The following is a 22,296-nucleotide window of genomic DNA, read 5'->3' as shown; positions in this document are numbered from 1 at the left end:
CACAACACGGAATCCCCATGCTGTGCGAGCTACTTACTCAATTCGTTACCGAATCTCCATTGGCGGGTGGGCCCGTCGGCAATCTAGGGTCTACTCGTGGATCACGTCGTGGTGGTGGGGGCCGGCTTGGCCGGCGTCCGGAGTGTCGAGGCGTTAAGGGCCCACGGATATCAGGGGCGCATCACCCTGGTCGGCGACGAACCTCATCGCCCCTACGACCGTCCACCTCTGTCGAAGGCGGTCCTGCTCGGCGACGCCGACTCCACGGTCGTCGACTCCGACCTGGAGGCGCTGAACGTCCGCCTCATGCTCGGCACCGCCGCCAAGGGCCTGCGTGAGGGCGTTCTGTCGACAACCGACGGAGAGCTCTCCTTCGACGGCCTGGTCGTCGCCACCGGCGCCAGCCCGATCCGCCTGCGCGGCGAGGGCCACCAGCACGTCCTGCGCACCATCGACGACGCCCTGGCCCTTCGCGCGAGCCTGACCGAGGGCGCCCGCGTCGCCGTCATCGGCGCCGGCTGGATCGGCGCCGAGGTCGCCACCGCGGCGGCCAAAGCGGGCTGCCAGGTCACCGTCGTCGAGGCGGGCGAGGCCCCCGTGGCCACCGCCCTGCCGATCGGCAGATACATGATCCCCTGGTACGCCGAGGCGGGCATCGAACTGCTGCTCGACGCCACCGTGGGCACCGTCGACCCCGACGGCCTGACGCTGATGAACGGCGACCGGATCCCGGCCGACGTGGTGGTCACCGGCGTCGGGGTGCGCCCCAACGTCGCCTGGCTCGACGGCTCCGACGTCGAACTCGACAACGGCGTGCTGGTCGACGAGCACCTGCGCAGCTTCTCGCCCAACGTGGTCGCCGTGGGCGACTGCGCCAACTGGTACAGCCGCCGCTTCGGCCGCCGCATGCGCGTCGAACACTGGGACACCGCCCTGGGCGCCCCCGACACCGCCGCCGCGACCCTGATGGGCGAGAACGCCATCTACGACCCGGTGCCCTACTTCTGGTCCGAGCAGTTCGGCCGCATGGTCCAGTACGCCGGGCACCACCACGGCGCCAACCTGGTCCTGCGCGGCGACCCCGAGACCGACGCCAAATGGGCGGCGTGCTGGCTCACCGCCGACCACCGCCTGACCGCGATCCTGACCGTCGACAGACCACGCGATCTGGTGCAAGGCCGACGCCTCGTCGAAGGACGGCAAAGGCTCGACGCCGGCCGCCTCGCCGACCCAAGCGTTACCCTCCGAGACTGCACCGTGGCGTAAACTGGGTGTTTCATGGAGGCGGCCGTGTGGTAATGGTGGATTCGTGACGCTTACAGTTGCGCAGATCGACCGAGACACCGACCAGCTCGTGGGGGAGTGGCTCCCTCTCTCGGACGTAGCGAAGAAGCTCCAGCTCAGCATCGGCAGGGCGAAGCAGCTCATCAAGGACAGGAAACTCGTCGGCGCCCGTAGAGGCGGCGGCGAACCGCAGATCCCGGCGGTCTTCATCGCCGGAGACGACGTCATCAAGGGGCTACCAGGGACGCTGACCGTGCTCTCCGACGCGGGCTTCAGCGAAGTCGAGTGCATCAGATGGCTTTTCACTCCCGACGAGTCGCTGCCCGGCGCCCCGATCGACCTCCTCACGGCCGGGCGCCACACCGAGGTGAAGCGCAGGGCCCAGGCACTCGGCTTCTAGGACCCATGGCATCTTGGGTGGGTGACCGATCCCTCCCGGCGCAGACTCGCCGACTCACGCCTGTACCTGTGCACTGACGGCCGCCGAGAGCGCGGCGACCTGGTCGAATTCCTCGACGCGGCGCTCTCGGGCGGAGTGGACGTCGTCCAGCTCCGTGAGAAGGGTCTGGAGGCCCGGGAGGAGCTCGCCCTCCTCGAGGTCTTCCGCGCGGTCTGCGACCGGCATGGAGCTCTCCTGTCGGTCAACGACCGGGCGGACGTCGCGTACGCGGCCCGTGCCGCCGGTTTCGGTCCTGACGTGCTTCATCTGGGTCAGGACGACCTGCCGGTGTCCATCGCGCGCGCGATGCTGGGCGAGGAGATCGTGATCGGCCGCTCCACCCACTCGTTCGACGAGGCGTCCGCCGCGTCGGCCGAGCCGGGTGTCGACTACTACTGCTGCGGCCCGACCTGGCCGACCCCGACCAAGCCAGGCCGGCCCGCACCGGGCCTTCCCCTGCTGGCGCACGCCTCCGGCCTGCCGGCGGAGCGCCCGTGGTTCGCCATCGGCGGCATCGACCTGGGCAACTTCGACGAGGTCCTGGCCCAGGGCGCGACGCGCGTGGTCGTCGTGCGCGCCATCACCGAGGCGGAAGACCCGAAGGCGGCAGCCCAGGAACTGAGCCGTCGCCTCGGGGTCTAGTTGCGGCGGGTCGTGGCCGCGATGGCCAGGGCCTTCAGGGCCTCTCGGGCCTCGGCCTCGATGGGGGCCGCGTCGAGGACCGCCAGTGCCTCGGTCACGTAGGTCGTGATGAGCTCCTCGACCGATGCGAGGGCTCCGGTGTCCACGATGACGCCCCGGAGGGCTTCCACGCCTTCCGCGTCGAGCTTGGGGTCGCCGACGAGGGCGCGAACAGACTGGGTCTGGGCAGGTGAGGCGAGCTCCAGGGTGCGCGCGATGAGCATCGTGCGCTTGCCCTCGCGCAGGTCGTCACCGGCGGGCTTGCCGGTCTCGGCCGGGTCGCCGAAGACGCCGAGGACGTCGTCGCGGAGCTGGAAGGCGATGCCGACGTTCTGCCCATAACCGGCGCAGACCTGGTCGATCCATCCCTCGCGGGACTGGGTCGCCAGGGTCATGCCGAGGCGCAACGGATGCTCGACCGAGTATTTGCCGCTCTTGAACAGCGCCACCCGCCGCGCGCTCTCGAACGAGTTCTCGCCGTGCGCCTGGGCCAGCAGGTCGAGGTACTGGCCGTTCATCAGCTCGGTCAGCATGTGGTCGAAGACCGGCTGCGCGGCGGCCAGGCCTTCGGAGGCCACGCCGGAGGTCCGCCAGAGCTCGCCCGACCAGATGAGGAGCAGGTTCCCGACCAGGATCGCCGAGCCCTCGCCGAACTGCACCGCCGACCCGTGCCACCCGGAGTCGACGTGGAGCTTCTCGAAGCGCCGGTGCGCCGAGGGCATGCCGCGCCGCATATCGCTGGAGTCCATCACGTCGTCGTGGACGAGCGCGCTGGCCTGGAGCAGCTCCAGGGCCGCCGCGGCGGAGATCACCGACGGGTCGTCGGCGCCTCCGGCGGCGCGCCAGCCCCAGTAGCAGAAGGCGGGCCGCAGGCGTTTCCCGCCCGTGAGGAAGTCCTGCACCGCGCCCAGCACCACGGCCAGGTCGGGGTCGTCGAACGCCATCCGGTGGCGGTCGATGAAGCGCTTGAGGGCCCGGTCCACCTCGGGGCGGATGAACTCCAAAGGCGCGGTGGCATTTGTCATGTATTGAGGGTATCTGGAGGTGATCGATTCGTTCATCTACCGGGGTGGTTGTTGCTGGCGAGGTTGAATTCGATCATCTCGCAAAGCGGTTCCCGCCGTCTTTCCGGCGGGACTAGTAGCCTTGGCCGCATGGCTCTGGGTCTCCCCTCACGCTTTCCCGATCGTGTCGCCACCGTGAAGGAGCTCCTCGCGGCTGGCGAACGGTCTTTCTCGTTCGAGTTCGGTCCGCCGAAGACACCCGAGGCGGAACGGAACCTCTGGCGGGTGATCCGGGAACTGGAGTCGCTGAAGCCGACGTTCGTCTCGGTCACCTACGGCGCCGGGGGTTCCACCCGCGACCGTACCGTCGAGATCGTCGAGCGCATCGCGCACAGCACCACGCTGACGCCGGTCGCCCACTTCACCGCCGTCGACCACTCGACCCGCGAACTGCGCCACCTCATCGGCCGCTTCGCCGACGCGGGCGTGCGCAACATCCTGGCCGTCCGGGGCGACCCGCCCGGCGACCCGATGGGCGAGTGGGTCGCGCACCCCGAGGGTGTCCACTACGCCGAGGACCTGGTCCGGCTGATCCGCCAGTCGGGTGAGTTCTGCGTGGGGGTGGCGGCGTTCCCGTACAAGCACCCGAGGTCGCCGTCGATCGAGTCCGACGTCGATTTCTTCGTACGCAAATGCCGGGCCGGCGCCGACTACGCGATCACCCAGATGTTCTTCGAGGCCGACGACTACCTCCGGCTCCGCGACCGGGTCGCGGCGGCGGGCTGCGACACGCCGATCATCCCCGGCATCATGCCGGTGACCAAGTTCGGCACGATCGCCCGCTCCGAGCAGCTGTCGGGCGCCCCGTTCCCGGCGAAGATCGCGGCGCGCTTCGAGAAGGTCAAAGACGACCCCGACGCGGTCTACCAGCTGGGCATCGAACACGGCGTCGAGCTGTGCCGCCGGCTCCTGGACGAAGGCGCGCCGGGGATCCACTTCATCACCTTCAACCGCTCGAACGCGACGCGCGAGGTCTACCAGGCTCTGATGCCGGCGGTCCCGCTGGCCTGAGACAGGGCTCTGACCGGCGCCTGGCGAGGCCTGCCAGGCGCCGGTTCTCGGTTGGACCGCCGTCGTCGCGGCGGGGTGCGGGAGCGGGTGGTCGGCGCCGGATACGGGGCCGGTGCGGGCGCGGTGGGCGGGGCCGGCCAGGCGGAGCCGTAACGGAAAAAAGAGCTTTTGAGTCCGGCTGACTAGGCGGGCTGGATGAGCGGGAGTCTGGCGCCCGCGATCGCGTAGAGCTCCGAGCCGCCGGGGAAGGCGAAGGCGGTCATCAGGTCGTAGAAGCCGAGGCTCGCGTAGAGGTGGCGGGCCGCGGTGGGGGCGTCGTGGGTCGACAGGACCGCGGTGCGTTCGGGGCGGCCCTCGCACATCGTGTGGATCATCCGCCGGCCGACGCCCTTGCCCTGGTGGTCGGGGTGGACGTGGATCTCGGCCAGCTCCAGCGCGTCGCCGAACCAGTCGTCGGCCACCAGCGGGCCGGCCCGTTCGAACAACGACCGTTTGACCACGTCGTGCCACCACTGGCCGTGGGCGCCGTGGAAGCCGTAGGCGAACCCGGCGATCTCGCCGGTCTCCGTGGTGGCCAGCACGCCGGCGAACACCGGATATGTCGTGTGGTTGCGCATTATGGCCAGCCGTCCCGACAGCTGGTCGGGCGGCGGGTGCATGGCGGCCGTGTAGATGCCCAGGACCGTCCGCAGTTCCGAGGCGAAGCTCTGAGGCCCCACCCGGCGCATCTCGATCATCCTCCGCACCCTAGCCGATCAGGCCACGTCGGCGGGTGTACCCCCGGTGAGGGCGACGAGCTCGTCGAACGTCGTCGGGAAGATCGTGTGGGGATGCCCCGCCGCGGCCCAGACGACCGGGTGCTTGCCGAGCCACGTGTCGACCAGGGTGCGCACCGGCGCCGGATGCCCGATCGGGGCCACCCCGCCGATGGGGTGCCCGGTGTGCTCTCGGACGAACTCGGGCGTCGCCCGCCGCACCTTCGCCACCCCGATCAACGACGCCACCAGCCCGGTGTCGACGCGGTGGGCGCCGCTGGTGAGCACCAGCAGGGGAGCGCCGTCGGCGTCGAAGACGAGGCTGTTGGCGATCGCGCCGACCTCACACCCGAGCTGGGCGGCGGCCGTCGCGGCGGTCGGCGTCGCCTCCTCGAACAGGACGATCTCACCGGTGGCCCCGTGGGCCCGGAGGATTCCGGCGATGTGGACGGCACTCGGCGGCAACTTTTCTGGCACGCGCCAACTCTAAACAGATCGGATGGGACATGGCGTGTTGATAACGACACCATGCCCCCCATATGGACCAATCGGCCTCTGGGTTATGGTCCATTGACCTGAGCTTTGTGCACTTTTGGAGGGGTTGGTAACCATGGGGGTTCGGCAGCATCTGGCTGTCGCCGCCGCGATGCTCACGGCGGGGGCCGTACTCGCGATCTCACCACCGGCCATGGCGGCACCGGTGACCGTTCAGCAGCTCGCCCAGACGGTGCGGACCGCGCCCGACTGGGTCTCGCCGGGCAAGACACTGAAGTTCGGCGCGAAGGGCAGCGTCGTCAAGAGCCTGCAGGCCCGCCTGAAGGCGCTGGGCTACATGCCCGGAAGCGTCGACGGTCAGTACGGCGGCGCCACGCAGACGGCGGTCTGGGCCTTCCAGAAGGTCAACGGCATCAAGCCGACCAGCACCATCGTCGCCAGGACGTGGCGGGCGCTGGAGAACCCGAAGCTGCCGAAGGTGCTCGTCCCGACCGGCAAGCCGACCCGCGCCGAGGTCAACCTGTCGACCCAGATCCTGGTCCTGTACGTGAAGGGCCAGATCAAGCTCATCTCGCACATCTCGTCGGGCAGCGGCATCCCCTACGTGGAGTACGCGACCTGGAACGGCACCCGCCAGAAGTTCAGCGGCGACGCGCGGACCCCGACGGGGACGTTCAAGACGACGTGGCGGCGTACCGGCTGGCACAAGTCCTACCTGGGCGAGCTCTACAACCCGATCTTCTTCAACGGCGGCATCGCCTTCCACGGCGCGCTGTCGGTCCCCCTCTACCCGGCGTCGCACGGCTGCGTGCGCCTGCCGATGCACGTGGCGAAGGTCCTCCCCGGCCTCCTGGGCACGGGCGTGCCGGTCATCGTGCGCGGCAGTTTCCAGCGCTGACGGTTGTCCGGAAAGGCCTCGCTCCGGCGGGGCCTTTTTCTTTTCCTCGGGCCTGTGTCGAACGGGCTTTCGAACATTCTTGACTTTGGTGTGGGTCGAATCTATGTTCGATGAAGGTGAGAGTGGGACTCGCGGCTCGCTCTCACCTCGTGGGTCCCGGCATCCGCCATCGGCGGAAGGACGGGTGCCGCGGCCCCACAGCTTCGGGCCGGACGGGGAGAGGGGAAGCTCCTCGTCCGGCTGACCGATCCGGCGGAAATGTCGGTGGGGTCTGCGACTGTTGACCCTGACCGGTGATGAGACCGCCGGTGGCCACTCGTTTAGGAGGCCGAACCACCATGACCGGACCGCAGCAGAACGGACACGGGGCAGCCCCGACCGGGCCCGCCAGCGGCCCCAAGGTGTCGCGGACCGTCCTCGCGCATCTCACCGACGCACGCGCCTGCCTCGCCTCCGCGGCACTGGCGGGCAACCCGGCCGACCGCTACATCCACGCCCACATGGCCGCTCTCCGCTCGGCCGCGGCCATCCTCGCCGCGCGCCCCCAGCCGATCGACGGCCGGCGCCGCCGCCTGCGCAGCGCATGGGAGCTCCTTCCCGAGGTCCAGCCCGAACTGTCCCAGTGGGCCGCCTACTTCGCCGTCAGCGCCAAGAAGCGCGCCGCGGCCGAGGCCGGGCTGGTCCACCTGGTGAGCGCCCACGACGCGGAAGAGCTCATCGCCGAGGCGACGGCCTTCGTGACCATCATCGAGTCCACCCTCGGTGTGACCTCCCAGGAGACCCTGCCCATGGCGGGGTAGCCGAGGCGTCCGGATGCGTTTCCCCGCCGCATCCGGACGCGGCTCCCCGCCGCCCTGTGGGTTATCTTCGGTAACCGACAAGAGACCAGGTCATCTTCGGGTGACGGCGGGGGTGGTGACGTGTCTCATCAGGCCGATGCGGATCGGGTCATGCGTTCGATGGGCCGGATGTGTCTGGAGCACGATCCGGAGATGTTCCGTTCCGTGCTCGACCGGGTGGGCGACAAGTGGAGCCTGATCCTGATCGGCCTGCTCGACACCGGGTCGATGCGATTCACCGAGCTGCTGCGGACGACTCCCGGCATCTCCCGCCGGATGCTCACTTTGACGCTGCGTAACCTCGAACGCGACGGGATCGTCAAGCGGACGGTCTACCCGGAGATCCCGCCCAGGGTCGAATACGAGGTCACCGCGTTCGGCCACACCCTCACCCCGCCCGTCCTCGGGCTGGCCCGATGGGCCGCCGAGAACCAGGACGCGATCGTCGCCCACCGCAGGGCCTACGACGAGGCCGCCGGTGATCTCGACGACGTCGAGTGAGTCGGTCCCCTCGGTGTTACTGGGTTCAGTTGAAGTTACCGGTTACCGGCGTGTACTCAGTACTCATTAGTTACTGAGCAGGTGGCGGGCTCGCTCCACTGACGCCTCGCCGCTTTCTTCCGCGAGAGGACCCCTTCATGACACGCATCGGCATCATCCTCGGCAGCACCCGGCCCGGCCGCAACGGCGAACAGGTCGCCCGGTGGGTGCTGGAACACGCCTCGCAGCGTACCGACGCAACGTTCGAGATCATCGACCTGCTCGACTACCCGCTCCCGCACTTCGACGAGCCCATGTCGCCGGCCATGGGCCAGTACCAGAACGCCCACACCAAGGAGTGGGCCGCCAAGATCGCGTCCTACGACGGCTTCGTGATGGTGACGCCCGAGTACAACCACTCGACGTCGGGGGTGCTCAAGAACGCGATCGACTACCTGTTCGCCGAGTGGAACAACAAGGCCTTCGGCGTCGTGTCGTACGGAGGGGTCGGCGGCGCTCGGGCGGCCGAGCACCTGCGCCTGATCGGCGGCGAGCTCAAGATGGCCGACGTGCGGACCAACGTGGCGCTGTCGCTGTTCACCGACTTCCAGGAGTTCAGCAAGATCGCGCCCAGCGACTACCAGGTGGCGACCCTCACCACCCTGCTCGACGAGGTCGTCTCCTGGAGCCGCGCCCTGGCCCCGCTGCGCCAGACCGCCTGAAGAGGGCATGACGCGAACCCCTGCTCGGCGGAAAGCTAGTGGGTCACCGAGCGGGGGAGGACCACCACCGGGCACGGCGCCGCCCGGAGGATCTTCAGCGACATGTCGCCGACGAACACCCGGCGCAGCGGCCCCGCCGAGCTGGAGCCGCAGACCATGAGCTCCCCCGGGATCCACGCCGTCTCCGCCAGCGCCTTCGACGCGTTCGGCCCGGCCACGACCTCGGTGCTGACCCCCTGGTGGAGGGCGGCGGTCCGCCGAGGTCCCCGGACGGCGGCCCGGAGGTCGCGTTCGTACTGTGCGTGGACCTCCTCCAGCACGTCCTCCTCCACGCGGGCCGTGCCGCGTTCCTTCAGCAGCACGGAGATCAGGCGCAGCGGGAGCTGGAGCTTGCCCGCCGCCCGGATGGCCAGCAGGAGCGCGTCCTCGCAGGTCGGAGACTTGAAGTAGGCGAAGGTGAGGCGGGTCAGGGTCGTCGGCGGGTCGATCGAGTAGCCCTTCGGCGCGATGCCCACGGGGGACCGGGAGCAGTGCAGGAGCTGGTCGGCCGTGCTGCCCACGGCGATGCGGTCGTGCGGGCCGTGGGGGGCCGAGCCGATGACGATCAGGTCGCAGTCCTCCTGGGAGGACAGGCGGATCAGGCCCAGGCCACTGCTGTGGTGGGCCGTGGTGGCCGCCTCGACGTCCGACAGGCCCGACTCCTCGGCGGCGCGGGCGGCGGCGGACATCGCCGACTCCTGCTGGGCCCGCAGGTAGGCCTTCCACTCGGCGTCGACCTTTCCGGGGCCGGGTGTCTCCCACGTCGCCGGGCGGACGTTCGCCACGGTCACGCGCGCGCTCAGGGCCGTCGAGATGACGCCGGTCAGCGCCAGGGCGTCGCGGCCACGGAGGTCGGGCGTGTATCCGGTCAGGATGTTCATGCCGGCTTCGGTCCGGTCGGCTCGGTGCGGGGCATGCGGGCGGCCACGGCGGATCAGATCCCGTCGCGGTGCAGCGGGCAGCTCATGCAGCGCGGGCCGCCCCGGCCCCGGCCCAGCTCGCTGCCGCGGATCGTGATGACCTCGACCCCGTTGGCGCGCAGGAAGTTGTTGGTGGTGGTGTTGCGCTCGTACCCGATGACCACGCCGGGTTCGACGGCCAGCACGTTGCAGCCGTCGTCCCACTGCTCGCGCTCGGCGGCGTGCACGTCCTGGGTCGGGGTCAGCACCCGGATGTCGTCGAGGCCGAGGGCGCGGGCGATCGCCCGGTGCATGTCCTCCGGCGCGTGGTCGGTGACCTTCAGCTCCTTCTCGGTGTCACCGGGCTCGATCGTGTACGACGGCAGCATCCCCAGCCCCGCGTACTTGGTGAACACCCCGACGTCGACGTTGGTCATCACCGTGTCGAGGTGCATGAACGCGCGCGTCTGCGGCAGCCGCAGCGCCACGATCACCGAGGCCGAACCGGCCGCGAACAGGTTCTTGGCGAGCATCTCGACGGCCTGCGGCTGGGTGCGCTCGCTCATCCCGACCAGCACCGCCCCCCGGCCGATGACCAGGACGTCGCCGCCCTCGACGGTGGCGGGGGCCATGGACGTGCCGGGATACCAGACCCCGAAGTGCTCCTCGGCGAACATCGGGTGGAAGCGGTAGATCGCCTCCATGTTGACCGTCTCGCGGCGCCGGGCCCGCTTGCGCATCGCGTTGATCGAGACGCCGTCGTAGATCCAGCACGACGTGTCGCGCGTGTAGAGGTGGTTGGGCAGCGGCGGCAGCACGAAGTCGTCGGGATCGAGCGAATGGAAGACCAGTGACTTCGGGTCGCAGCCGAGCTCGAGGGTCTCCCGCTTGGTCAGCCCGCCGGTGAGGTGGGAGGCCAGGGACGCGGGATCCAGGGAGTCGAGGGCGTTGCGGATCTCGTCGGCCGCCATCGGGCCGATGAACCGGTCGTCGACGCCGCCGTCGAGGATGTGCTTGCGGGCCTCGGGGATCTCGGCGGTCTCGCGGAGCAGATCGTGCAGCAGGGTGACCCGGACGCCCCGGTCACGCAGGACCGTCTGGAACTCTTCGTGCTCCTCGACCGCCCGCGCCACCCACAGCACGTCGTCGAAGAGCAGATCGGCCATGTTCGTGGGGGTGAGCCGCTTCAGCGCCAGGTCGGGGGCGTGCAGCAGCACGTGGTGGAGGTGCCCGACCTCGGAGGCGACGGTGAACGTCATGTCCGGCGACCTGCCCGTCACCGAATATGGTCAAACGCTAGTTGATCGCGATGAAAGGCATCAAAAAGGCAGTAACCAGCACGATTCCGGCCACAGCCATGGCGGGGCGACCGGTCATGAAGGCCGGGAGGATCGGGACTTCCCGCTCTTCGCCGCCGTGCTCGGCCAGGTCCTGGGCGAGCTGGGGGTCGCTCCGGCGGAAGTGGCCCGCGATCTCGTCGAGAACGCGCCGCTCGGCCCGGGACAGCCTCATGTGATCTTCCTCCAGGTGGTGAAACCGTGAAGGAAGTTTTAGCGTTCTTTGTCCGAAATGACCAGACTTTGACCTGCCACGATCACCCCGGCTCGCTGGAAGGGGTGATCGTGGGGTCAGAACGACTCGACGGCGCGGCGTGCCTCGGCGTCGAGGACGCCCCAGGCGATGAACTCCTCGGTCAGCTCGGCCGGGGACCTGTCGTATATGACGGCGAGCGAGCGCAGGTCCTCCTGGCGGATGCTCAGCACCTTGCCGTTGTAGTCACCACGCTGCGACTGGATCGTCTGCGCGTAACGGGCAAGTGGGCCGGCCTTGTCCTTCGGCAACTGGCCAAGGCGCTCAAGGTCGATCACCAGCTTGGGCGTGGGCAGCAACGGTGAGGGCGCGGCGCCCCCGGGAAGCAGCTCGGACACCGGCACCCCGTAGAAATCGGCCAGCTCGGCGAGCTTCTGCACGGTCACCGCACGGTCGCCACGCTCGTAGGAGCCCACCACGACGGCCTTCCAGCGGCCGCGGGACTTCTCCTCCACCCCGTGCAGCGACAAACCCTGCTGTGTTCGGATCGCGCGCAGCCGCGCACCAAGCGACTTGGCGTAGTCAGACGGCATCGTTTGGGCCCCCGGCTCTCTATGTCTGTTCTTACTTGATTGTGTGCCCACGTCCCGTATGCCCGGTTCACCGGGTGCGGTACCTGGGGGCAGGTACCAACCGTGACCGTTGCGTCGGGATTTACCCAGGAAGGTCGAGAGTTGTGGTTACGGACAGTGACGGTAAAGCCGTCACAGTCAAAGGTCAAGTCGATTGGGAAAAGATGGCGAAACCGTGCTCTCGGCGGGAACCGAACATCCTTCGGATTTCGGGCGCTGAGCTGCGGTCGGCCTCCTACCTGCCATGGGACCCGTCCTCGCTGGCAGAGGCAGGGGGCCTGGTAGGGTTTCGGTGGCCAGACACCCTTTTAAGACCCGTCCTGTGAGGCGGGAAAGGCGGTGAACTATCCGATGACGCATGCCCAAAATCAGGTCGCCAGGGCTGTGCTCGAAGGGCCCGACATCCACCGGGCGCTCACCCGGATCGCCCACGAGATCCTCGAACGGACCCGTGGCGCCTCCGACGTCGTCCTTCTCGGCATCCCCACCCGTGGCGCCACTCTCGCCCACCGGCTCGCCGAGCGCGTCGCCCAGTTCGAGGGCGTGAAGGTTCCGGTCGGTTCGATCGACATCACGATGTACCGCGACGACCTCCGCCTCGGCCCGGCCCGCCCGCTCGGGCACACCGACGTCCCGGCCGGGGGGATCGACGGCAAGACCGTCGTCCTGGTCGACGACGTGCTCTTCTCCGGCCGTACGGTCAGAGCCGCCCTCGACGCGCTCAACGACATCGGCCGTCCGAAGACCGTGCAGCTCGCCACCCTGGTCGACCGCGGCCACCGCGAGCTGCCCATCCGGGCCGACTACGTCGGCAAGAACCTGCCGACCGCCAAGAGCGAGAAGGTCAAGGTCCTGCTCTCCGAGATCGACGGGCGCGACGCCGTCGAACTGCTGAAGGGAGCGGCCAGGTGAAGCACCTGATCTCCGCCGGAGACCTCTCCCGCGACGAGGCCCTGCTCATCCTCGACACCGCCGAGGAACTGGCCCGGGTCTCCGAACGCTCCATCAAGAAGCTGCCGACGCTGCGCGGCCGTACCGTGGTGAACCTGTTCTTCGAAGACTCCACCCGCACCCGGATCTCCTTCGAGGCCGCCGCCAAGCGCCTGTCGGCCGACGTGATCAACTTCTCCGCCAAGGGGTCGAGCGTCTCCAAGGGCGAGTCGCTCAAGGACACCGCGCTCACCCTCCAGGCCATGGGCGCCGACGCCGTGGTCATCCGCCACCCGGCCTCCGGCGCGCCCCACCGGCTCGCCAACTGGGTACGGGGGAGCGTGCTGAACGCCGGCGACGGCACCCACGAGCACCCCACCCAGGCGCTCCTCGACGCCTTCTCGATGCGGCAGCGCCTGGGCCGCCTCGAAGGCCTCAAGGTCGCGATCGTGGGCGACATCCTGCACAGCAGGGTCGCCCGGTCGAACGTGCTGCTGCTCGCCACCCTCGGCGCCGAGGTGACGCTGGTCGCGCCGCCGACGCTGCTGCCGGTCTCGGTGGAGCGCTGGCCGTGCCAGGTGTCCTACGACCTCGACGCCGTCCTGCCCAAGGCCGACGTCGTGATGATGCTGCGCGTGCAGCTCGAACGCATGAACGCGGCCTACTTCCCCAGCGCGCGCGAGTACAGCCGCCGCTACGGCCTCGACCGCGACCGCTTCGCCAAGCTCCACGACGACGCGATCGTGATGCACCCCGGGCCGATGAACCGGGGCATGGAGATCTCCGCCGAGGTGGCCGACTCCCCCCGGTCGACCATCGTCGAGCAGGTCGGCAACGGGGTGACCGTGCGGATGGCCGCGCTCTACCTGCTCATCGGAGGCGAGAACCAGTGATCGTGATCAGGAACGCCCGCATTCTGGGCGGCGAGCCGCGCGACATCCTCATCGTGAACGGGCTGATCTCCGAGATCGGCGCCGGGCTCGGCGGCGAGACCGTCATCGAGGCCGAGGGGCTCATCGCCCTGCCGGGCCTCGTCGACCTGCACACCCACCTGCGCGAGCCCGGCCGCGAAGACGCCGAGACCGTCGAGACCGGCACCCGCGCCGCCGCCAGGGGCGGTTTCACCGCCGTCCACGCGATGGCCAACACCTCTCCCGTGGCCGACACGGCCGGCGTGGTCGAGCAGGTCTGGCGGCGCGGCCAGGAGGCCGGCCACTGCGACGTGCACCCCGTCGGAGCCGTGACCAGCGGCCTGGAGGGCAAGCACCTGGCCGAGCTCGGCGCCATGGCCGACTCCCAGGCCCGCGTACGGGTCTTCTCCGACGACGGCAAGTGCGTGAGCGACGCCGTGCTGATGCGGCGGGCGCTGGAATACGTGAAGGCCTTCGACGGTGTCGTGGCCCAGCACGCCCAGGAGCCGCGTCTGACCGAGGGCGCCCAGCTCAACGAGGGCGAGGTATCCGGTCGGCTCGGGCTCACCGGCTGGCCGGCGGTCGCCGAGGAGGCGATCATCGCGCGTGACTGCCTGCTCGCCGCCCACGTCGGGTCGCGCCTGCACGTCTGCCACGTGTCCACGGCCGGGTCCGTCGAGATCATCCGGTGGGCCAAGTCCAAGGGCTGGAACGTGACGGCCGAGGTCACCCCCCACCACCTGCTGCTGACCGACTCCTGCGCCGAGGAGTCGCCGGTCGGTCCCTACAACCCGATCTACAAGGTCAACCCGCCGCTGCGCACCCAGGACGACGTCAACGCCCTGCGCGAGGCCCTCGCCGACGGCACGATCGACTGCGTCGCGACCGACCACGCGCCCCACCCGGTCGAAGACAAGGAGACCGAATGGGGCGCGGCGGCCATGGGCATGATCGGCCTGGAGACGGCGCTCAGCGTCGTCCAGGAGGCCATGGTCGAGACCGGCCTGCTCGACTGGGCCGGCGTCGCCGACCGCATGTCGACCCGCCCCGCGCGTATCGGCCGCCTGTCGGGGCAGGGGCTCGCCCTTGAGGTGGGCGCCCCCGCGAACATCACCCTGTACGACCCGGCGGTCCGCACGCCGGTCGACCCGACGGCGATGGTGTCCCGCAGCCGCAACACGCCCTACGAGGGTTTGACCCTGCCCGGCCGCGTCGTGGCGACCTTCCTTCGAGGCCGCCCCACTGTGCTTGATGGGAAGCTGGTATGACCGCTCTGCTTGTTCTTGAGGACGGCCGTGTCTTCGAAGGCGTGCCCTACGGGGCCGTCGGCGAGACCTTCGGCGAGATGGTCTTCAACACCGGGATGACCGGTTACCAGGAGACCCTCACCGACCCGTCGTATCACCGTCAGATCGTCGCGATGACCGCGCCGCACATCGGCAACACCGGCGTCAACGACGAAGACCCCGAGTCGGGCCGCGTCTGGGTCGCCGGATACGTCGTCCGCGAACCCGCCCGCGTCCACTCCAACTGGCGCGCGAACCGGTCCCTCGACGACTACCTGCGCGAGCAGAACGTGGTCGGGATCGCCATGCGGGGCACCCGCGCCCTCACCCGCCACCTGCGTGAGCGCGGCGCGATGCGGGCGGGCGTGTTCTCGGGGGACGCGCTGGCCCCCGTACAGGAACTGATCGACAGGGTGCGCACCAGCCCGGAGATGACCGGCGCCGACCTCGCGGCCGAGGTGGCGACCGCCGAGACCTACGTGGTCCCGGCGATCGGCGCGAAGAGGTTCACCGTCGCCGCCGTCGACCTCGGGATCAAGGGCATGACCCCCCACCGCATGGCCGAGCGCGGCTGCGAGGTGCACGTGCTGCCCGCCACGGCCACCGTCGAGGACATCCTCGCGGTGAACCCCGACGGCGTGTTCTTCTCCAACGGGCCGGGCGACCCCGCGAGCGCCGACCAGGCCGTCGCGACGCTGCGGGGCGTGCTGGACGCCGGGAAGCCGTTCTTCGGCATCTGCTTCGGGAACCAGATCCTCGGCCGCGCGCTGGGGCTCGGGACCTACAAGCTCCGGTACGGCCACCGCGGCGTCAACCAGCCCGTCCAGGACCGCCGGACCGGCAAGGTCGAGATCAGCGCCCACAACCACGGCTTCGCCGTCGACGCCCCCCTCGACGGGCCCTTCGACACCCCCTACGGGCGGGCCGAAGTCAGCCACGTCAACCTGAACGACGACTGCGTCGAGGGCCTGCGGCTGCTCGACCGGCCCGTGTTCAGCGTGCAGTACCACCCCGAGGCCGCCGCCGGACCCCACGACGCGGCCTACCTGTTCGACGAGTTCTGTGAGGTCATGGGTGCCTAAGCGGACCGATATCGAGTCGATCATGGTGATCGGCTCCGGGCCGATCGTGATCGGGCAGGCCTGCGAGTTCGACTACTCGGGCACCCAGGCCTGCCGCGTGCTGCGCGCCGAGGGCTTCCGGGTGATCCTGGTCAACAGCAACCCGGCCACGATCATGACCGACCCGGAGTTCGCCGACGCGACCTACGTCGAGCCGATCACTCCGGACATCATCGAGAAGATCATCGCCAAGGAGCGCCCCGACGCGCTCCTGCCCACGCTGGGCGGGCAGACCGCGCTCAACGCCGCGGTCGCCCTCCACGAGAGCGGGGTTCTGGAGCGTTACGACGTCGAGCTCATCGGCGCCGACTTCGACGCCATCCAGGCCGGCGAGAACCGCCAGATCTTCAAGCAGATCGTCGCCAAGGTCGCCGCCGAGCACGGCCTGAACGCCGAGTCGGCCCGCAGCGTGATCTGCCACACCATGGACGAGTGCCTCGCCGGTGCCACGCAGCTGGGTTACCCCGTCGTGGTCCGGCCCTCCTTCACCATGGGCGGGGCCGGCAGCGGGTTCGCCCACGACGAGCACGACCTGCGCCGCATCGCCGGGGCCGGGCTCGACGCCTCGCCCACCACCGAGGTCCTTCTGGAGGAGTCGATCCTCGGCTGGAAGGAGTACGAGCTGGAGGTGATGCGCGACAAGGCCGACAACGTCGTCATCGTCTGCTCGATCGAGAACATCGACCCGATGGGCGTGCACACCGGCGACTCGGTCACCGTCGCGCCCGCGATGACGCTGACCGACCGCGAATACCAGAACATGCGCGACGTCGCCATCGCGGTCATCCGCGAGGTCGGCGTCGACACCGGCGGGTGCAACATCCAGTTCGCGGTCGACCCGTCGACCGGCCGGATGATCGTCATCGAGATGAACCCCCGGGTGTCGCGGTCGTCCGCCCTCGCCTCCAAGGCGACCGGGTTCCCGATCGCGAAGATCGCCGCCAAGCTCGCCGTCGGGTACACCCTCGACGAGGTGCCCAACGACATCACCAAGGAGACCCCGGCCTCGTTCGAGCCGTCGCTCGACTACGTGGTCGTGAAGATCCCCAGGTTCGCGTTCGAGAAGTTCGCCGGGGCCGACCAGACCCTCACGACCCACATGAAGTCGGTCGGTGAGGCGATGGCCATCGGGCGGAGCTTCCCCGAGGCGCTGCAGAAGGCGCTGCGGTCGCTGGAGAAGAAGGGCTCGCAGTTCTCCTGGGCGGGTCCCGTTCTCCCGAAGGACGCGCTGATCCAGCAGATGCGGGTGCCCCATGACGGCCGGCTGAACACCGTCCAGCAGGCCATCCGCGCCGGAGCCACCCTCGAAGAGCTCCACGACGCCACCAAGATCGACCCGTGGTTCCTCGACCAGCTGTTCCTCATCCACGAGGTGGCGTCGGGCATTCACGAGTTCGACGGGCCGACGCTTCGCAGGGCCAAGGAACACGGTTTCTCCGACGTCCAGATCGGCGAGATCCTCGGCCTTGAGGAGTCGCGGGTCCGGGACCTGCGGCACGCCCTCGGGCTGCGGCCGGTCTACAACACCGTCGACACCTGCGCGGCCGAGTTCGCCGCCAAGACGCCCTACCTCTACTCCACCTACGACGAGGAGACCGAGGTCCCGACCGGCGACCGGCCCAAGGTGATCATCCTGGGCAGCGGGCCGAACCGCATCGGGCAGGGCATCGAGTTCGACTACGCGTGCGTGCACGCCTCGTTCGAGCTGGCCAGGGCCGGGTTCGAGACCGTCATGGTCAACTGCAACCCCGAGACCGTCTCGACCGACTACGACACCTCCGACCGGCTCTACTTCGAGCCGCTCACCCTGGAGGACGTGCTCGAGGTCGTCCACGCCGAACAGGCCACCGGGCCCGTCGCGGGCGTCATCGTGCAGCTCGGCGGCCAGACCCCGCTGGGCCTCGCGCAGGCGCTGAAGGACGCCGGGGTCCCGGTCGTCGGCACCTCTCCCGAGAGCATCCACCTCGCCGAGGAACGCGGCGCCTTCGGCCGGGTCCTGGCGGAGGCCGGCCTGCCCGCCCCGCGCCACGGCACCGCCCTTTCCGTGGACGAGGCCCGCGCCATCGCCGAGGAGATCGGCTACCCGGTCCTGGTCCGCCCGTCGTATGTCCTCGGCGGCGCCGGGATGGCCATCGTGTACGACGACGACACGCTGACGACGTACATGGGCAAGGCCGCGACCGACCACCCGGTGCTCATCGACAAGTTCCTCGACGACGCCATCGAGATCGACGTCGACGCCCTGTTCGACGGCGAGGAGCTCTACCTCGGCGGCGTCATGGAGCACATCGAGGAGGCCGGCATCCACTCCGGCGACTCGGCCTGCGCGCTGCCCCCGATCACCCTCGGCAGCCACGACATCAAGCGCATCCGGACCGCCACCGAGGCCATCGCGCGCGGCGTCGGGGTGCGCGGGCTGCTGAACGTCCAGTACGCCCTGGCGGCGAACGTCCTCTACGTCCTGGAGGCCAACCCCCGCGCCAGCCGGACCATCCCGTTCGTGTCCAAGGCCACGGCGGTGCCGCTGGCGAAGGCGGCGGCCCGGGTGATGATGGGCACCACCGTCGCCGAGCTGCGCGAGGAGGGCATGCTGCCTTCCACCGGGGACGGGGGCACCCTGCCCCTCGACTCCCCGATCGCGGTGAAGGAAGCAGTGCTGCCCTTCGACCGGTTCCTCGGCGTCGACATCGTGCTCGGCCCGGAGATGCGCTCGACCGGCGAGGTCATGGGCATCGACGCCGGTTTCGGCTCGGCCTACGCCAAGTCCCAGCAGGCGGCCTACGGCGGTCTGCCCACCAAGGGCAGGGCGTTCGTGTCGGTCGCCAACAAGGACAAGCGGGCGATGATCTTCCCCGTCAAGGCTCTGGCCGAGCTCGGCTTCGAGATCCTGGCGACGGAGGGTACGGCTGAGGTGCTGCGCCGTAACGGCGTCCATGCCAAGATCGTGCGAAAGCAGAGCGACGGACCGGGCGCCGACGGCGAACCGACGATCGTGCGGCGCATCCTCGACGGGGAGGTGGACCTCATCGTGAACACCCCGTTCGGCAGCCCCGGCCAGGCCGGGCCGCGGCTCGACGGCTACGAGATCCGCACCGCCGCCGTGCTGCGCGGCATCGCCTGCATCACGACGGTCCAGGGCCTGGCCGCCGCGGTGCAGGGGATCCAGCACATCGTCCGCGGCGACGTGGGCGTGCGCTCGCTGCAGGAGCACGCTCAGCGCCTGCGGGGCTGACAAGGGAGTTCGACGTGGCCGGGAGCCCGGTGCAGGTGACGGGGACGGTGCTGACCATGCGCCGGATCGACGCCTACCACGCGATGACCGTCGTCGCGCCGGGCATCGCCGACCGCTTCCGGCCCGGCCACTTCGTCACCGTGGCGGTGGGCGGGCCCCGCACCAGCACCCTCACCCGCCGGGCCTTCGCCGTGCACGACGTGAAGCCCGACTACGGCGGCACCGTCGAGCTGGTCTTCACCGTGCGCGGCGCCGGCACCGCCTGGCTGGCCGACCGGCGGGCCCGTGATCCGCTGGATCTCATCGGCCCGCTGGGACGGCCCTTCCCGATCCCGCGCGACCCCGCCTCCTGCCTGCTCGTCGGCTCCGAATACGGCGCGGCCGGCCTGTTCGCCCTGGCGGACGTGCTCCAGCAGCGCAACTGCCGGGTCGACTTCGTGCTGGGCGCCGCGTCCTCCGACCGGGTCTTCGGCGCGCTGCGGGCCCGCCGGATGGCGGAGACGGCGACCCTCACGACCCGCGACGGTTCCCTGGGCGTGCAGGGGTCGGTGGTCGACGTCCTGCCCGCCGTGATCGCCGACACGCACGCCGACGTCGTCTACGCCTGCGGGCCGATGGCGACGCTGGGCCGCGTGACCGCCGTGTGCGCGGAACTCGACATCCCCGTGCAGGTCAGCGTCGAGGAGATGATGGCCTGCGGCATCGGGATCTGCATGACATGTACCGTTCCCGTCATCGGCGACGACGGCGTCACCCGCATGACCAGGGCCTGCGTCGACGGCCCGGTCTTCCGGGGCGAGCGGGTCAGGTTCGACGACGTCGGCACGATCCCGTTCGACGCCCACGGCGCGCCGGGAGGCGACCGTGCCCGCTGACATGCGCACCTACCTGGCGCACGTCGAACTGCCCAACCCGATCCTGACCGCCTCCGGCTGCGCCGGGACCGGCCGCGAGCTGGCTCCCTTCGCCGACGTGGCCCGTCTGGGGGCCCTGACGACCCCTACGATCACGATGTCGCCCCGGGCGGGTCGTCCCACCCCCCGCATGGCCGAGACGCCCTCAGGGCTTCTCAACGCCGTGGGGCTCCAGGGGCCGGGCATCGACGCGTTCCTGACCAGGGAGCTGCCCTGGCTGGCCGAGCGCGGCGTCCGGACCGTCGTGTCGATCGGCGGCGGCAGCGTCGCCGAGTTCGCCGCCCTGGCCCGCAAGCTCACCGACGCCCCCGGCGTGACTGCTCTTGAGGTCAACCTGTCGTGCCCCAACGTGGAGGACAGGGGCCGCGTCTTCGCCCGCGACCCCTCGGCCGCCGGCGAGGTCGTCTCGGCCGTCAGGACCGCCGCGCGGTACGACCTCCCCGTGATCGCCAAGCTGTCGCCCGACGTGGCCGATGTGGTCGCCATCGCCAAGGCGTGCGTCGACGGCGGCGCCGAGGCCCTGGCGATGATCAACAATCCGGTCGGCATGGCCATCGACGTCGACCGGATGCGTCCGGCCCTGGCCGCCGGGACCGGCGGCCTGTCCGGGCCCGCCATCAAGCCGCTGGCCGTCAAGTGCGTCTGGCAGGTGCACGCCGCGCTCCCCGGCACCCCCGTCATCGGCATGGGCGGCGTCGTGAGTGGCCGCGACGCCCTTGAGCTGGTCCTGGCCGGAGCCTGCGCGGTGGGGGTGGGTACGGTCCTGTTCCACGACCCTTACGCCGGTCACCGCGTGCTGAGAGAGCTGGAGGAACTCCTCCAGGAGCGCGGGTTCGACCGGCTCGCCGACGCGGTGGGCCTGGCCCACCGTCCGTCCCACCGCAATGATCGTGAGGAGAGTTCCCTGTGACGCCCGCACCCATCGCCGTCGCCCTGGACGCGCCCGACCTGGAGACCGCGGCCCGCTGGGCGAGCCTGGTGACCCCACACGTCTCGACCGTCAAGGTCGGGCTCGAACTGTATCTCCGGTACGGACCGGACGTGATCGCCTCCGTCCGGGGCGCCAGCGGCGTGCAGGTCTTCCTCGACCTGAAGCTGCACGACATCCCGAACACCGTCGCCGGCGCCACCAAGGCCGTCGCCCGCCTCAAGCCCGCGTTCCTGACCGTCCACGCGACCGGCGGGGCCGCGATGATCCGCGCGGCCGTCGACAACGCCCCTCAGACGCGCATCGCGGCCGTCACGGTGCTCACCTCGCTCTCGGAGCCCGACCTGGCCGCGATCGGCCTCCAGGGGCCGCCACAGGACGCCGTGCGCCGTCTGGCCGCCCTCGCGGTGGGTGCGGGGGCCCAGGCGCTCGTCTGCTCGCCCATGGAGGTCGCCGCCGTCCGCGCGGAGGTCGGGGCGGGCATCACGCTCATCACCCCCGGAGTCCGCCCGGCGGGGGCCGACTCACAGGACCAGGCCCGCGTCGCGACCCCCGAGAGAGCGCTTGCCGACGGCGCCGACCTCCTCGTGATCGGACGTCCGATCACCGGCTCGGCGGACCCCGGCGCGACCGCCGCGGGCATCGCCGCGGCACTGAGGCGCACATCACTGTCCCGCCCCTGATGAGGCGGTTTTCGTCGACGGACAGTTAAATCGCGATTACGGGGCGTAGTTTATTTAAGTTTCTTTGCGAGAAACAGGTCTTGACGTTGCCGGATGGGGCAAGGACCAGCTAATTTCCCATCCCGTCCGAGTACATCGACAGAAATTCGAGGTGACCCGGCGTGGCTCTTCCTCCCCTGACCCCCGAGCAGCGCGCCGCAGCACTTGAGAAGGCTGCGAAGGCCCGCAAGGAACGTGCTGAGGTCAAGAACCGTCTCAAGCATGGCGCGGTGTCTCTGAGCGAGGTGCTCAAGGATGGGCAGACCGACGACGTCATCGGCAAGATGAAGGTCTCGGCTCTGCTTGAGTCGCTCCCTGGCGTGGGCAAGGTCCGCGCCAAGCAGCTGATGGAACGTCTTGGTATCGCCGAATCCCGCCGCGTGCGTGGACTGGGCGCCAACCAGCGCGCTTCTCTTGAGCGCGAATTCGGTGGCGCTGAAAGCTGAGGCGTACGCTTTCGGCCATCCCTCGGGGTGGCCGGGGA

At 69.8% G+C, this 22,296-nt stretch carries 24 protein-coding genes; 17 read left to right on the top strand and 7 right to left on the bottom strand.

What is annotated here, in order from left to right; translation table 11 throughout:
• Positions 1 to 96: 96 nt before the first annotated feature.
• Genes AW272_RS08150 through thiE form a run of 3 tightly spaced genes read left to right on the top strand, consistent with a single transcriptional unit; the run spans position 97 to position 2,365 of the window.
• A complete protein-coding gene (locus AW272_RS08150; protein ID WP_066362265.1) occupies positions 97 to 1,266 on the top strand; it encodes an NAD(P)/FAD-dependent oxidoreductase in 1,170 nt (389 codons plus the stop codon).
• 43 nt (positions 1,267 to 1,309) lie between these two features.
• Positions 1,310 to 1,684: an Rv2175c family DNA-binding protein gene (locus AW272_RS08145; protein WP_066362264.1), complete on the top strand. Its 375-nt coding sequence runs from the start codon at positions 1,310 to 1,312 to the stop codon at positions 1,682 to 1,684.
• A 21-nt stretch (positions 1,685 to 1,705) separates the two neighbouring features.
• Positions 1,706 to 2,365: a thiamine phosphate synthase gene (thiE, locus tag AW272_RS08140; protein ID WP_066362263.1), complete on the top strand. Its 660-nt coding sequence runs from the start codon at positions 1,706 to 1,708 to the stop codon at positions 2,363 to 2,365.
• Here thiE and AW272_RS08135 read toward each other — a convergent pair.
• A complete protein-coding gene (locus AW272_RS08135; RefSeq protein ID WP_066362607.1) occupies positions 2,362 to 3,429 on the bottom strand; it encodes a polyprenyl synthetase family protein in 1,068 nt (355 codons plus the stop codon). The two genes, thiE and AW272_RS08135, sit on opposite strands and share 4 nt — an antisense overlap.
• Positions 3,430 to 3,558: 129 nt before the next feature.
• Here AW272_RS08135 and metF point away from each other — a divergent pair, with 129 nt between their 5' ends.
• Positions 3,559 to 4,479 carry a methylenetetrahydrofolate reductase [NAD(P)H] gene (gene metF / locus AW272_RS08130; RefSeq protein WP_066362262.1) on the top strand — a complete coding sequence of 307 codons (921 nt, stop codon included), beginning with the start codon at positions 3,559 to 3,561 and terminating at the stop codon, positions 4,477 to 4,479.
• A gap of 182 nt (positions 4,480 to 4,661) precedes the next feature.
• Here metF and AW272_RS08125 read toward each other — a convergent pair whose 3' ends face one another.
• A complete protein-coding gene (locus AW272_RS08125) occupies positions 4,662 to 5,216 on the bottom strand; it encodes a GNAT family N-acetyltransferase (RefSeq protein WP_066362259.1) in 555 nt (184 codons plus the stop codon).
• Positions 5,217 to 5,234: 18 nt separating this feature from the next.
• Positions 5,235 to 5,711 carry a YbaK/EbsC family protein gene (locus AW272_RS08120; RefSeq protein WP_066362258.1) on the bottom strand — a complete coding sequence of 159 codons (477 nt, stop codon included), beginning with the start codon at positions 5,709 to 5,711 and terminating at the stop codon, positions 5,235 to 5,237.
• A 133-nt stretch (positions 5,712 to 5,844) separates the two neighbouring features.
• Here AW272_RS08120 and AW272_RS08115 point away from each other — a divergent pair, with 133 nt between their 5' ends.
• From AW272_RS08115 to AW272_RS08100, 4 genes are all read left to right on the top strand, one after another.
• Positions 5,845 to 6,627 (top strand): L,D-transpeptidase family protein, encoded by a 783-nt coding sequence (locus AW272_RS08115; RefSeq protein ID WP_066362256.1) that lies wholly within the window; start codon positions 5,845 to 5,847, stop codon positions 6,625 to 6,627.
• 338 nt (positions 6,628 to 6,965) lie between these two features.
• A complete protein-coding gene (locus tag AW272_RS08110; RefSeq protein ID WP_066362255.1) occupies positions 6,966 to 7,427 on the top strand; it encodes an SAV_6107 family HEPN domain-containing protein in 462 nt (153 codons plus the stop codon).
• 192 nt (positions 7,428 to 7,619) lie between these two features.
• Positions 7,620 to 7,967, top strand: coding sequence for a winged helix-turn-helix transcriptional regulator (locus AW272_RS08105; RefSeq protein WP_245657269.1), 348 nt, complete (start codon positions 7,620 to 7,622; stop codon positions 7,965 to 7,967).
• Between the two features lie 137 nt (positions 7,968 to 8,104).
• Complete coding sequence (locus AW272_RS08100) at positions 8,105 to 8,668, top strand: NADPH-dependent FMN reductase (RefSeq protein WP_066362253.1); 564 nt, start codon at positions 8,105 to 8,107, stop codon at positions 8,666 to 8,668.
• Positions 8,669 to 8,703: 35 nt separating this feature from the next.
• On the opposite strand, the gene AW272_RS08095 is transcribed toward AW272_RS08100, so the two are convergent.
• From AW272_RS08095 to bldD, 4 genes are all read right to left on the bottom strand, one after another.
• Positions 8,704 to 9,588, bottom strand: a complete 885-nt coding sequence (locus AW272_RS08095; RefSeq protein WP_066362251.1) for a universal stress protein — start codon at positions 9,586 to 9,588, stop codon at positions 8,704 to 8,706.
• 53 nt (positions 9,589 to 9,641) lie between these two features.
• Positions 9,642 to 10,865, bottom strand: coding sequence for an arginine deiminase (locus tag AW272_RS08090; protein ID WP_066362249.1), 1,224 nt, complete (start codon positions 10,863 to 10,865; stop codon positions 9,642 to 9,644).
• A 37-nt stretch (positions 10,866 to 10,902) separates the two neighbouring features.
• Complete coding sequence (locus AW272_RS45970) at positions 10,903 to 11,118, bottom strand: DUF3040 domain-containing protein (RefSeq protein WP_066362247.1); 216 nt, start codon at positions 11,116 to 11,118, stop codon at positions 10,903 to 10,905.
• A gap of 116 nt (positions 11,119 to 11,234) precedes the next feature.
• Positions 11,235 to 11,729 (bottom strand): transcriptional regulator BldD, encoded by a 495-nt coding sequence (bldD, locus tag AW272_RS08080; RefSeq protein ID WP_066362246.1) that lies wholly within the window; start codon positions 11,727 to 11,729, stop codon positions 11,235 to 11,237.
• A 390-nt stretch (positions 11,730 to 12,119) separates the two neighbouring features.
• Here bldD and pyrR point away from each other — a divergent pair, with 390 nt between their 5' ends.
• The 9 genes from pyrR (at position 12,120) to mihF (ending at position 22,258) form a co-directional block, all read left to right on the top strand.
• Complete coding sequence (pyrR, locus tag AW272_RS08075; RefSeq protein ID WP_157518430.1) at positions 12,120 to 12,680, top strand: bifunctional pyr operon transcriptional regulator/uracil phosphoribosyltransferase PyrR; 561 nt, start codon at positions 12,120 to 12,122, stop codon at positions 12,678 to 12,680.
• Positions 12,677 to 13,591 (top strand): aspartate carbamoyltransferase catalytic subunit, encoded by a 915-nt coding sequence (locus AW272_RS08070; protein ID WP_066362243.1) that lies wholly within the window; start codon positions 12,677 to 12,679, stop codon positions 13,589 to 13,591. The genes pyrR and AW272_RS08070 overlap by 4 nt, the downstream gene beginning before the upstream one ends.
• Positions 13,588 to 14,877 carry a dihydroorotase gene (locus tag AW272_RS08065; protein WP_066362242.1) on the top strand — a complete coding sequence of 430 codons (1,290 nt, stop codon included), beginning with the start codon at positions 13,588 to 13,590 and terminating at the stop codon, positions 14,875 to 14,877. Before AW272_RS08070 ends, AW272_RS08065 begins: the two co-directional genes overlap by 4 nt.
• Positions 14,874 to 15,977, top strand: coding sequence for a glutamine-hydrolyzing carbamoyl-phosphate synthase small subunit (gene carA / locus AW272_RS08060; RefSeq protein ID WP_066362241.1), 1,104 nt, complete (start codon positions 14,874 to 14,876; stop codon positions 15,975 to 15,977). The genes AW272_RS08065 and carA overlap by 4 nt, the downstream gene beginning before the upstream one ends.
• Positions 15,970 to 19,248 carry a carbamoyl-phosphate synthase large subunit gene (carB, locus tag AW272_RS08055; protein ID WP_066362240.1) on the top strand — a complete coding sequence of 1,093 codons (3,279 nt, stop codon included), beginning with the start codon at positions 15,970 to 15,972 and terminating at the stop codon, positions 19,246 to 19,248. Before carA ends, carB begins: the two co-directional genes overlap by 8 nt.
• Before the next feature lie 56 nt (positions 19,249 to 19,304).
• Positions 19,305 to 20,123 carry a dihydroorotate dehydrogenase electron transfer subunit gene (locus AW272_RS08050; protein ID WP_066362606.1) on the top strand — a complete coding sequence of 273 codons (819 nt, stop codon included), beginning with the start codon at positions 19,305 to 19,307 and terminating at the stop codon, positions 20,121 to 20,123.
• A complete protein-coding gene (locus tag AW272_RS08045) occupies positions 20,113 to 21,072 on the top strand; it encodes a dihydroorotate dehydrogenase (protein WP_245657266.1) in 960 nt (319 codons plus the stop codon). Before AW272_RS08050 ends, AW272_RS08045 begins: the two co-directional genes overlap by 11 nt.
• Positions 21,069 to 21,773, top strand: coding sequence for an orotidine-5'-phosphate decarboxylase (pyrF, locus tag AW272_RS08040; RefSeq protein ID WP_066362238.1), 705 nt, complete (start codon positions 21,069 to 21,071; stop codon positions 21,771 to 21,773). Before AW272_RS08045 ends, pyrF begins: the two co-directional genes overlap by 4 nt.
• A gap of 161 nt (positions 21,774 to 21,934) precedes the next feature.
• Entirely contained in the window at positions 21,935 to 22,258 is a 324-nt protein-coding gene (gene mihF, locus AW272_RS08035; RefSeq protein ID WP_066362237.1) for an integration host factor, actinobacterial type, read from the top strand.
• Positions 22,259 to 22,296: the final 38 nt, after the last annotated feature.

The organism is Herbidospora mongoliensis, from assembly GCF_001570545.1.
Lineage (GTDB): Bacteria > Actinomycetota > Actinomycetes > Streptosporangiales > Streptosporangiaceae > Herbidospora > Herbidospora mongoliensis.
The sequence above is the reverse complement of the archived record's forward strand: the minus strand, read 5'-3'. Positions and strand labels throughout refer to the sequence as shown.

Coding starts and splice junctions, on each gene's coding strand:
- AW272_RS08135 (WP_066362607.1), bottom strand. CDS start 3,429: ATGACAAATGCCACCGCGCCTTTGGAGTTCATCCGCCCCGAGGTGGAC.
- metF (WP_066362262.1), top strand. CDS start 3,559: ATGGCTCTGGGTCTCCCCTCACGCTTTCCCGATCGTGTCGCCACCGTG.
- AW272_RS08125 (WP_066362259.1), bottom strand. CDS start 5,216: ATGATCGAGATGCGCCGGGTGGGGCCTCAGAGCTTCGCCTCGGAACTG.
- AW272_RS08115 (WP_066362256.1), top strand. CDS start 5,845: ATGGGGGTTCGGCAGCATCTGGCTGTCGCCGCCGCGATGCTCACGGCG.
- AW272_RS08110 (WP_066362255.1), top strand. CDS start 6,966: ATGACCGGACCGCAGCAGAACGGACACGGGGCAGCCCCGACCGGGCCC.
- AW272_RS08105 (WP_245657269.1), top strand. CDS start 7,620: ATGTTCCGTTCCGTGCTCGACCGGGTGGGCGACAAGTGGAGCCTGATC.
- AW272_RS08100 (WP_066362253.1), top strand. CDS start 8,105: ATGACACGCATCGGCATCATCCTCGGCAGCACCCGGCCCGGCCGCAAC.
- AW272_RS08095 (WP_066362251.1), bottom strand. CDS start 9,588: ATGAACATCCTGACCGGATACACGCCCGACCTCCGTGGCCGCGACGCC.
- AW272_RS08090 (WP_066362249.1), bottom strand. CDS start 10,865: ATGACGTTCACCGTCGCCTCCGAGGTCGGGCACCTCCACCACGTGCTG.
- AW272_RS45970 (WP_066362247.1), bottom strand. CDS start 11,118: ATGAGGCTGTCCCGGGCCGAGCGGCGCGTTCTCGACGAGATCGCGGGC.
- bldD (WP_066362246.1), bottom strand. CDS start 11,729: ATGCCGTCTGACTACGCCAAGTCGCTTGGTGCGCGGCTGCGCGCGATC.
- pyrR (WP_157518430.1), top strand. CDS start 12,120: ATGACGCATGCCCAAAATCAGGTCGCCAGGGCTGTGCTCGAAGGGCCC.
- carA (WP_066362241.1), top strand. CDS start 14,874: ATGACCGCTCTGCTTGTTCTTGAGGACGGCCGTGTCTTCGAAGGCGTG.
- AW272_RS08050 (WP_066362606.1), top strand. CDS start 19,305: ATGCGCCGGATCGACGCCTACCACGCGATGACCGTCGTCGCGCCGGGC.